This is a genomic window from Streptomyces sp. NPDC088745 (assembly GCF_044751045.1).
GTDB lineage: Bacteria > Actinomycetota > Actinomycetes > Streptomycetales > Streptomycetaceae > Streptomyces > Streptomyces cremeus.
In genome coordinates, this window is record NZ_JBIVLB010000009.1 from 317,952 (window position 1) to 327,346 (window position 9,395).

10 protein-coding genes and 1 pseudogene are annotated in these 9,395 nt (G+C 70.1%); 7 read left to right on the forward strand and 4 right to left on the reverse strand.

What is annotated here, in order from left to right:
* Together ACIP93_RS24605 and ACIP93_RS24610 are read left to right on the forward strand one after the other, a co-directional pair.
* Positions 1–1,287, forward strand: a complete 1,287-nt coding sequence (locus ACIP93_RS24605) for a family 2 encapsulin nanocompartment cargo protein terpene cyclase (protein ID WP_401761715.1) — start codon at positions 1–3, stop codon at positions 1,285–1,287.
* An 85-nt stretch (positions 1,288–1,372) separates the two neighbouring features.
* The gene (locus tag ACIP93_RS24610; protein WP_380837542.1) at positions 1,373–2,236 is read left to right on the forward strand and encodes a geranyl diphosphate 2-C-methyltransferase; all 864 of its coding nucleotides are present in this window, start codon (positions 1,373–1,375) and stop codon (positions 2,234–2,236) included.
* Positions 2,237–2,278: 42 nt separating this feature from the next.
* Here ACIP93_RS24610 and ACIP93_RS24615 read toward each other — a convergent pair whose 3' ends face one another.
* Positions 2,279–3,244: a GlxA family transcriptional regulator gene (locus ACIP93_RS24615; RefSeq protein ID WP_401761717.1), complete on the reverse strand. Its 966-nt coding sequence runs from the start codon at positions 3,242–3,244 to the stop codon at positions 2,279–2,281.
* A 95-nt stretch (positions 3,245–3,339) separates the two neighbouring features.
* On the opposite strand from ACIP93_RS24615, the gene ACIP93_RS24620 reads away from it, so the two are divergent.
* Complete coding sequence (locus ACIP93_RS24620) at positions 3,340–4,164, forward strand: dienelactone hydrolase family protein (protein ID WP_401761719.1); 825 nt, start codon at positions 3,340–3,342, stop codon at positions 4,162–4,164.
* Positions 4,165–4,298: 134 nt separating this feature from the next.
* Complete coding sequence (locus ACIP93_RS24625) at positions 4,299–5,072, forward strand: glycosyltransferase family 2 protein (RefSeq protein ID WP_380837550.1); 774 nt, start codon at positions 4,299–4,301, stop codon at positions 5,070–5,072.
* Positions 5,073–5,154: 82 nt separating this feature from the next.
* On the opposite strand, the pseudogene ACIP93_RS24630 reads toward ACIP93_RS24625, so the two are convergent.
* Positions 5,155–5,364 (reverse strand): annotated as a pseudogene (locus ACIP93_RS24630) (ABC transporter permease); the annotation flags it as partial.
* A 270-nt stretch (positions 5,365–5,634) separates the two neighbouring features.
* Positions 5,635–6,213, reverse strand: a complete 579-nt coding sequence (locus tag ACIP93_RS24635) for a phosphotransferase (RefSeq protein ID WP_401761721.1) — start codon at positions 6,211–6,213, stop codon at positions 5,635–5,637.
* Between the two features lie 206 nt (positions 6,214–6,419).
* Between ACIP93_RS24635 and ACIP93_RS24640 the strand changes: the two genes are divergently transcribed.
* Together ACIP93_RS24640 and ACIP93_RS24645 are read left to right on the forward strand one after the other, a co-directional pair.
* On the forward strand, positions 6,420–6,614 hold the full coding sequence (locus ACIP93_RS24640; protein WP_401761723.1) for a hypothetical protein: 195 nt from the start codon (positions 6,420–6,422) through the stop codon (positions 6,612–6,614).
* Positions 6,615–6,629: 15 nt separating this feature from the next.
* Positions 6,630–7,379, forward strand: coding sequence for an SGNH/GDSL hydrolase family protein (locus tag ACIP93_RS24645; RefSeq protein ID WP_401761724.1), 750 nt, complete (start codon positions 6,630–6,632; stop codon positions 7,377–7,379).
* Positions 7,380–7,477: 98 nt separating this feature from the next.
* On the opposite strand, the gene ACIP93_RS24650 is transcribed toward ACIP93_RS24645, so the two are convergent.
* Positions 7,478–8,272 (reverse strand): DEAD/DEAH box helicase family protein, encoded by a 795-nt coding sequence (locus ACIP93_RS24650; RefSeq protein ID WP_401761726.1) that lies wholly within the window; start codon positions 8,270–8,272, stop codon positions 7,478–7,480.
* Between the two features lie 528 nt (positions 8,273–8,800).
* On the opposite strand from ACIP93_RS24650, the gene ACIP93_RS24655 reads away from it, so the two are divergent.
* Positions 8,801–9,100: a hypothetical protein gene (locus tag ACIP93_RS24655; protein WP_401761727.1), complete on the forward strand. Its 300-nt coding sequence runs from the start codon at positions 8,801–8,803 to the stop codon at positions 9,098–9,100.
* The last annotated feature ends 295 nt before the right edge of the window (positions 9,101–9,395 follow it).

Below are 9,395 nucleotides of genomic sequence, written 5' to 3' on the forward strand. Positions count from 1 at the left end.
ATGCCCGTGCCCGACCCGACCCCCGCGCAGCCGAACATGCTCGAGGCCGCCTCGCACCCCGGGGTGCACGTCCTCGCCGAAGCGGCGGCCCGCGCCCTCGGCCTGGCGACCGCGGCCACCGGGGGCCCCGCGCTCGTACCCTCCCCGCCGCGGCCACCCGCGACCCCCGCGGCCCCCGACGCCGCCACACCTCCGCCGCCCACCCCGCACCTCCCGCACGGCCCCAGCGGCCTCGGCACCTCCGGCCTGCGCCTGACCACCGCGACCGCCCCGGCCCCACCGCCCGAACCACCCCCGGCACAGCCCGCCGGCCGCCCCATTCCCGGCCTCTACTTCCATCCGGTGCCCGAACCCGATCCCGTACGCGTGGCCGAGGTCAGCCGCCGAATCAAGGACTGGGCGATGGACGAGGTCGACCTCTACCCCGACGACTGGGAGGAGGAGTTCGACGGCTTCTCCGTCGCCGGTTACATGGTCGGCTGCCACCCGGACGCCCCCACCGTCGACCACCTGATGCTCGCCACCCGCCTGATGGTCGCCGAGAACGCCGTCGACGACTGCTACTGCGAGGACCACGGCGGCTCGCCCGTGGGCCTCGGCGAACGCCTGCTCCTGGCGCACACCGCCCTCGACCCCCTGCACACGACCACGGAGTACGCGGGCGGCTGGGCCCGGTCCCTGCACGCGGACGCCCCCCGCCGCGCCTACCGCTCCGCCATGGAGCACTTCATGAAGGCGGCCACCGCCTCCCAGGCCGACCGGCTCCGCCACGACATGGCCCGCCTCCACCTGGGCTACCTCGCCGAAGCCGCCTGGGCCCTGGAGGAACGCGTACCGGAGGTGTGGGAGTACCTGGCGATGCGCCAGTTCAACAACTTCCGCCCCTGCCCCACCATCACCGACACCGTCGGCGGCTACGAACTCCCCGCCGACCTGCACGCCCAGCCCGCCATGCAGCGCGTCATCGCGCTCGCGGGCAACGCCACCACGATCGTCAACGACCTCTACTCGTACACGAAGGAACTCGACGCCCCCGGCATCCACCTGAACCTGCCGGTGGTCCTCGCCGAACGGGAGGACCTCTCCGAACGCGACGCCTACCTCAAGGCCGTCGAGGTCCACAACGACCTCATGCACACCTTCGAGTCCGAGGCCGCCGCCCTGGCCGCCGCCTGCCCCGTACCGAGCGTGCAGCGCTTCCTGCGCGGCGTCGCCGCCTGGGTCGACGGCAACCACCGCTGGCACTGCACCAACACCTACCGCTACACCCTGCCCGACTTCTGGTGACGGGCCCGCACCCGCCACCGCGCAGCGAGCGGCACCGCACAGCACATCGAGCCGCACCACTCACCGAACAGAAACGGAATCATCTGTGACCAGCACGACCTCCGCCTTCGTCCCCGCCCCCGCCACCCCCTACCAGGGCGACATCGCCCGCTACTGGGACGGCGAGGCCCGGCCCGTCAACCTGCGCCTCGGCGACGTCGACGGCCTGTACCACCACCACTACGGCATCGGCGAGGTCGACCACACGGCGCTGGGCGACCCCCAGGACAGCGAGGCCGAGAAGAAGCTCGTCGCCGAGCTGCACCGCCTCGAATCCGCCCAGGCCGAACTCCTCCTGGACCACCTCGGCGACATCGGCCGCGACGACACCCTCATCGACGCCGGCTGCGGCCGCGGCGGCACCAGCGTCATGGCCCACCAGCGCTTCGGCTGCACGGTCGAGGGCGTCACCCTCTCCGCCAAGCAGGCCGAATTCGGCAACCGGCGCGCCCAGGAACTCGGCATCGACGACCACGTCCGCGCCCAGGTCTGCAACATGCTCACCATGCCCTTCGAAACCGGGCAGGCCCAGGGCTCCTGGAACAACGAGTCCAGCATGTACGTCGACCTGCACGACCTCTTCGCCGAGCACTCCCGCGTCCTCGCGGTCGGCGGCCGCTACGTCACCATCACCGGCTGCTGGAACCCCCGCTACGGCCAGCCCTCCAAGTGGGTCTCGCAGATCAACGCCCACTTCGAGTGCAACATCCACTCCCGCCGCGAATACCTGCGCGCCATGGCCGACAACCGTCTCGTCCCGCAGGCCGTCATCGACCTCACCCCCGACACGCTGCCCTACTGGAAGCTCCGGGCCACGTCGTCCCTGGTCACGGGCATCGAGGACGCGTTCGTCAACGCGTACGAGGACGGCTCCTTCCAGTACGTCCTGATCGCCGCCGACCGCGTCTGACCCCGCCCCGTCCCCGGGGCCCGCTCCAGGCGGCCCCGGGGATCACCGGCGTTGGAACGCCGCCCGGTACTCCCGCGGCCGCCGCCCCGTGTGCCGGGCGAAGACGGAACTGAACGTGCCGGCGTCGCGGTAGCCGACATCGGCGGCGACGCGCGCGACGCTCCGGTCGGTGCTCTCCAGCAACCGCCGCGCCCGCTGCACCCGGGCCGCCTGCAAGTACGCCAGCGGCGACTCACCGGCCTCGTCACCGAAGCGCCGCAGCAGAGTGCGCGTACTGACGTGGAACTCCCGGGCCAGCGCGGGCAGGTCGTACCGGACGTCGAGATGCTGATCCAGCCACCGCTTGACGCCGAGCGAGAACTCCAGGCCGGGCGTCGGCAGCAGCGCCGCGTCGACGTACGGGGCCTGCGTGGACCGTGCGTCGTCCACCAGTGCGACGCGCGCGGTACTCCGGGCGACGCCGGGGCCGAGATGCGTGCGCACGAGCTGGAGCGCGAAGTCGTACATCGTGCTGAAACCCGCGGTCGTCGTCACCCCCCGGTCGGTCACCACCAGCCTCTCCGGACACATCCGCACCTCGGGATACCGACGGGCGAGCCGATCCGCGAACAGCCACGACGTCGTCGCCTCCCGCCCGTCCAGCAACCCGGCCTCGGCCAGCAGGAAAGCCCCCACGCAGATCGACACGACCGCCGTACCGGCCGCCGCCCGCTCCCGGATGACCGCCGTCTCCGGCCCGAGCCGCCCCAGCGCCGCGTCGAGATCGAGCGCCGGCGACAGCTCGAAACCCGGCACGACCAGTACGTCCACCGGCCGCACCGCCGCCACGTCGAGCCTCGTGCCACCGGACGCGGTCACCCGTCGCCGCGGCGAGAGGACCGTTACGTCGAACGCCGCCTCCCCGACGGCACTGACGTGCCCGGCCATCGTCAGCACATCCGGCACCCCGTACACCTCGGACGCGAAACAACCCGGATGGGCCAGCACACCGATCCGCAACGCACCCATGCTCCCCCTCCCGCCACCGGTGTGGCGAGATTACCGGGAAGCCTGGCGATGCCGCCGCTTCCGCGCACCGGTCACCGGCACGCACCATCACTCCCATGCCCCTGACACGCGGACAGCGCGACCCCCTGGACGACTTCACACGGAGAACCGTTTCCGTCGACGGGACGGAGAAGACCGTGTACGTCGCCGGTTCCGGACCGGCGGTCGTCCTCATGCCCGAGATGCCCGGCATCAGCCCCGACGTCGCCCGCTTCGCCCGCTGGATCCGGGACGCGGGCTTCACCGTCCACCTGCCCTCCCTCTTCGGCGTCGACGGCGCCTACCCCCTGGCCGAGGCCCGCCGCACCGTGGTCGCCCGCGCCTGCGTCAGCGCTGAGTTCCGCGCCTTCGCCGGCGGCGGTACCAGCCCCGTCACCGCCTGGCTGCGGGGCCTCGCCCGCCTGGCACACGCCGAGTGCGGCGGTCCGGGAGTCGGCGCCGTCGGCCTGTGCTTCACCGGCAACTTTGCCCTGACCATGGCCCTCGAACCCGCCGTCATCGCCCCCGTCGTCAACCACCCCTCCCTCCCGCTCGACGACCCCGGCGCCCTCGAACTCAGCGACGAGGACGCCGCAGCCGTCGCCGCCCGCGTCGAACGGGACGGCCTCACCGTCCTCGCCTACCGCTTCGAGAACGACGCCTGGTGCACGGGCCGACGCTTCGCCGCCTACCAGAAGCTGCTGGGCGACGCCTTCGACGGCCGCGTGCTTGCGGCCGAGACGGCGAACCCCGACCCCCCGCCCTTCTTCCGCGACGTCGTCGGCTGCGCCCACAGCGTCGTCACGGCCCACTTCGTCGACGAGGAGGGCCACCCCACCGTCCGCGCCCGGGACGAGATCCTGGCCCACCTGGCGGAACGGCTGAAGCCGCACGTCCAGTAAGGGGAAGCGTGCGCACCCGCGACCGGGAAGGGCATCCGCAGTCCATGATCAGCGACGACCACGGGCGTGGCGGCTCCCGCCCGGCCGCAGTGCTTGAATAGACCAGTCGTTCCTGGTCTGCGAGGAGAAGTGCTGTGCCCCTGGTGTCTGTCGTCATGCCCGTCTACAACTCGGCAGCCACTCTCGGCGCGGCCGTCCGGTCGGTGCTCACCCAGACCCACACCGACCTGGAGCTGCTGGTCACCGACGACCGGTCCACCGACGCCTCCATGGAACTGCTGCGCGAGTTCGCCGCGCAGGATGAACGCGTCCTGCCGCGGACCGCACCCGAACAGGGCGGCGCCGGCCGGGCCCGCAACCTCGCGATGGAGCGGGCCCGCGGGGACTACATCGCCTTCCTCGACAGTGACGACATGTGGCTCCCGGAGAAGACCGAGAAGCAGCTTGCCTTCGCCCAGGAGGGCACCGCCCCGCTGACGTTCACCTCCTACTTCAAGATGGACGCCTCCTACCCCGGCGAGAGCACCGACTGGATTCCGAACGGACGGGTGATCCAGGCGCGGGCCCACGTCACCTACCGCGACATGCTGGTCCAGGACCACATCGGCGCCCTCACCGCCATGTACGACCGCAACGCCCTCGGCACGAGGCTGATGCCGCAGATGCGCAAGCGCCAGGACTACGCGCTGTGGCTGAGCATCATGCGCGACGGCGCCGACGCCCGGGGCCTCGCCGAGCCCCTGGCCGTCTACCGGGCCCAGCAGGCGGGCTCGCTGTCCTCCAACAAGCTCTCCCTCGTGCAGTACAACTGGGCCCTCTACCGGGAGCACGAGCACCTGTCCGTCCCGCGGGCGACGCGGGCCCTGGCCGGCGCGGTCTGGCAGTCGGTACGCAACTCCCGCATCTGACCAGACCGGCCCGCGAGCAACATCCCCGGAAAGCCCGGGGGCCGAGGGGCGAAGCCGCCCCGGCCCCCGGGCGTCCCCTCTCCTACGCCTGGAGCGCCAGCGTCGGGGACAGCCGGGAGGCCCGGACCGCCGGATGGAGCCCAGCCACCGTCCCGATCACCAGCGTCGCGCCGAAACTACCGCCCACCACCCAGGGCAGCCCGGCGACGTACGCGTACCCGCCCGTCGCCGCCGCGCCCAGGGTCGCGCCCGCCACCCCGCCGAGGCCCGAGATCATCAGGGACTCGGCCACAATTACTGGGGACCTTTTCGAGCTGCCTCCCATACCGGGCGGCTGCCCGCCGCGCGAACCCGTTCGAAGCTGTAGGCCACAGCTGTCGGCCGGCCTGGAGCGGCCTCGTGGCCGTAGGCCGGGCCTGCGACGGCGTGCACACCGCGATTGGACGCGCCGGTGCCGACACCGCTTTCAGGCTGCGGCGGGCGGTGTCGCAGACCGCGGACGGCGTCGTCGAAAAGAACGCCCCCGTTATGGGCGGCCAGGGCTGCAAGCAGAGCGGTCGCACTATCGCACGGGCAGGAGCCAGGAGCTTGCCGACGGAAGAATTCCTTCAGGTCGAAGAATTCGGCCGGGATTCTCGGGCCTCGGTGACCCCGTCCGCGACCACCAGTAGGCACGCCCCGGGCGGGATCGTGCAGGAAACCGCCTGAGGTGCCCTGCCAGGTATGTGGGCGAACACGCCTGGCAGTGCTCCCGGTGGCAGGACGACCTCGCGTATCCCCTCGGCGGACAGGAACGAGGGCGTACACGGCCGCAGTCGACCGTGTCGAGCCGTCCGTCGGGTGCTGTCTCGACGATGAGGACGCTGGCGAAACGGTGGTCCTCGGTTCTCCGTACCGCGGTGTGCGGCGCGAGGAGCCCGTACAGGTACAGCGTTGCCGCGTCATACCCAACCGGCCCGAGGCCGTGTCCCCCCAGGTCGAGAAGAACAGGCCCGTCCATGGTGAGGTTCGCGAAGTGCAGGTCCCCGTGAACTGTCGCGGTCAGACAGTGGGGCCGCGTGGTTCCGACCGGGCAGCTTCGGACGATGCTCCGCCAGGTAGCTGATCGTCGACTTGATCGGCCCGCCCCTGCTCCTCGCATTCATAGGCCTGCACGATGGCCGCAGACCATCGACGTGCCGCCGACCAGGTGGGAAAAGCGCCGACACCGGGACGCAAGGCCAAGGAAAAGGTGCGTCTCAGTATGTCCTGTTCTACGCAGAGCACTTTTCCTTTAGCCGCATACCCGCACCAGCACCAGAATTTTTCCTCCGGGTTGGTGCCGACTGCTTCATACCCGTCCTGGAGATGCCCGCCGGGCTCCTGTCCGGCATCTACGACCCCATCGGGCCGGGGAAGCTGCTGTTCGCGTTCTTCGCGGCGATGGCGGAGACCGAGCGGGAGAGCATCCGCCGGTCAACGCTGGAAGGCCTCGACACCGAGGTCCGTAAGGCACGCACGGTGGCCCGGTTCGGGCCCGCTGACCCGCCCGACACCTACTGAACGTCAGGAATGCCCATGCACCCCAGCCGTCGCGCCCTGCTCACCACCGCCGCCCTCACCACCCCCGCTACGCTCCTTACCATCGGCACGGCTGCCGGGGCCGCCGTGGCGCAGCGTCCGCGTGCTCTGGTCGGCCCTGGGGAACCACTCGTCTACGGAGTCATCGGTGACAGCATCACCGGCCGTGGCAGCTTCGCCTCCAGCGCCGACCTGGCATGGACTTCTCTGTTGCAGGCCCGCCTGTCGAAGACCTGGCAGGTCACCCGCGTCAACGGCGTCACCTCACGGGACGGCCAGGGCCTGACCTGCCTGGCGACCGTGGACACCGTGCCTTTCGGATGCGATCTGGTCGTCGTGGGCCTCGGCACCAACGACTGCCGCGAGCGACGGGACAACAGATACGTCTACACACCCAAAGACACCCGTAGCGCCGCCCGGGCACTTTTCACTGCAGTCGCGGCCGCCAGCCCCGGCGCGGTCGTCGTCGGTCTCGGCGTCTGGGGCGACCGCACGCTCCTCTGGAGCCCGGAGGACTGTCCCCGCCCGGTCTCCAGGGTCGCGTACTGGGACGAGCTCCTCGCGGAGTGCTGGGCCGAGAACGGTGGGATCTTCGTCCCGTGCGCCGATCTCTATGACGTCCCCGCCCATCGACTTCCGGCAGGGCGACCGGCCTTCGGCGGCTACACCACCGATGGCTTCCACCCCAACGACGCCGGACACCAGGCCCTCTATCAGCGGGTCGCTGACCTGCTGCGTCTCCCCTGAAGACTAGCGTCCTGCGGAAGCCCTCTTCGGCCGATGCCTTCACCAGGGTGGTTTGCCGGGCGGCGAGTCGGGCCCTGCGGACTTCTGCCGAACGGCCCTCAGTACCCCGGAGCTGGGCGACTTTGAGCTGGGTGTTGGTGATGTCCACACACGACCTGGTAGGGGGCGCAGATTCCCCGGTCGATCGCTTCTGAGAGCGTCAAAGTGAACGCCCGGCGGCCGAAGGGGCCCTTGGGGTTGTTGTCCATGCTCGCGGCCAGCTCACCCGGTGCACCGACCTCGTCATTGTCTCCGAGCTGCCAGAGCCGGGGGGTGGTTGTCATGTAGAGGCGGCGCAGGGAGGGGATCTTCTGGTTGTCGTGGACGACGGCCCAGGGCTTTCCGATCCGGCCCGAGACGCGGTGGGCTTCGTCCACGACGATCAGGTCCCAGGCTGCGAGGCCCCCGGCGTGTGCCCGCTCCAGTGTGCCGAGTCCGAGGCTGGCGTACGTGGCGTAGACGGTTACCTTGTCCATGCTTCGCGTCCACTCCACCAGCTCGTCCACGTCCGTGGTGTTGGGGAGGGACACTTCCTCACCCCGCAGGGAGGACACTCCGATTATCGGTTTCCTGCGGCCTCCTTCGCGCCATGTGGCCTCGGTCTGGGTGAGCAGGTCCAGCGAGGGCACGAGCGCCAGTACCCGGTCGGGTGTGGAGCTCTTCGGCGCTTTTCCAGATCCGGTCGCCATGATGACCTGGGCCTGGGTCCGGAGTTCTTGCTCGGGTACAAGTGAGCCTGTAGGAGATTCGAGAGCACGCAATACGGCATTTACGGCTTCCCGCTGGTGGGCACGTAGTTCCCTGACTGCCATTGCGATGTCCCCCTTCTCTTTCGGCCGCAGGAGTCCCTGCATCCGGCCCGGGGCTCACATACAGGCCCATGGACACCGCCCAGCAGGACTACAGCGAAGCCGCCCGGACATGGGACCCCGCACCGGCCCGAGATGCCTGCCGCTCAAGCCTGATAGGCATCTCATTGCAGAGCCTATCTGAAGAAAAAAATGAATCAGATCAGAGACGACTCAACACGCACGCCATGGGTACGCGGATACGAATACTGTCCACCACCGTATCGGAGACGCCATGAACCAGAGGACTGAAGACCAGCAGGGAAACCGGTTCTGCAAGGCATGCGGCACACCTGCAGAGGACGGGAAGCTATGCGAGCACTGCGGCAGCGTCCTGGGCCTGCCGGACAACGCAGGGCTGGTTGGAGACCAGGGTGTAGCTGCACGAAGGGTCTTTGAGGGAGACGGCAGGCAGCGACCCTGACCAGAACGAAAAGAGTCCGGGCCGCGAGGTGCTTCTGCCGGCCCCAGCAGCTGGGACCGGCAGAAGCACCCCTACGCGCCCGGTAGACGCAACACATCAAGGGCACACGGATGAACATGCCACCGAAGACCGAACACTCTTTGTCCCTGCGGGCCGCACGACAACTGCGCCGGACCCGCGGTTTCTACCAAGCAGGAGCCCTGCTGTGGGCGGCCATCGCGCTCTGGACGGGGTCGACTCATCCCGGGAGCCGACAGATGTGGGTCTCCCTGCTCCTCATGGTGGTCTTCACCGGCCTGCTCACCACCGTCTCCTGGTGGCTGCATCGCGTCCAAAAAGCCTTGCCACGCACCCCGGCACACCACGCCGCACCCCGGCGGGCCGCCACCCCCGACCACGTACACGCTTGAACTCCGCTTCCCGGCCTGCGTGAGCACACCGGGCCCAGTCCGAGGAGAGGATGTGCCGGGAGGGAGCGCAGCGGACCCTGCACAGCTCCCTCCGAGCAGAACTCGAAGGGAGCTGTGCAACACGCCCGCCCCTCTCACCGCTGCCCGAGCCGCAGATCCATGGGTGGGCCGCGCGGAGCGTGGCACGCCTGCCCCGCGGGGCAGTTGGTGGGCTACCAGCGGGTGGCTGGAGCGACGCGGAGGCCACGGGTCGGCCGGAGGGCGGCCGCCGGGGCGCGGAGCGGCCCGGTTTCCC